Origin of the sequence: Pseudomonas brassicacearum, from assembly GCF_003732265.1 — a bacterium.
GTDB classification, from domain to species: Bacteria; Pseudomonadota; Gammaproteobacteria; order Pseudomonadales; family Pseudomonadaceae; genus Aquipseudomonas; species Aquipseudomonas brassicacearum_D.
The window spans coordinates 1-365 of sequence record NZ_MOBK01000175.1 but is presented as its reverse complement, the minus strand read 5'-3'; the positions used below and the strand labels follow the sequence as shown (position 1 = coordinate 365).

At 55.9% G+C, this 365-nt stretch carries 1 pseudogene; it reads left to right on the top strand.

What is annotated here, in order from left to right:
* Positions 1-365: pseudogene (locus BK660_RS30670) on the top strand (DUF1090 domain-containing protein); the annotation flags it as partial.

Here is a 365-nt window from a genome sequence, read left to right as displayed (position 1 = left end):
ATGAAATTTCTTTCACCGCTCGCCCTGTTGACCCGTTGCAGCGTGCTGGCCGCTCCACGGATGGCGGCTGAAGAAGCGCCGGAACTGACCGGCTGCGCCGCCAAGAAACAGGGCATCAACAACCAGATCGAACTTGCCAAGTCACACTGCAAGGCCGATCAGCAAGCAGGCCTGGAAACCGCCTTGAGCGAAGTCACGGCGCATTGCACAGACGCTTTGCTGAAGAATTAACGGGAAAACAAAGTCCTCGACACCAAGCATGAAGTCAGCAAACGTCAGGCCGACCTCGACAAAGCCATGAAGAACACGGACCCCGACAAGATCAACACGCGCAAAGACAAACTCGCCGAGTCTCGCAAGGAATT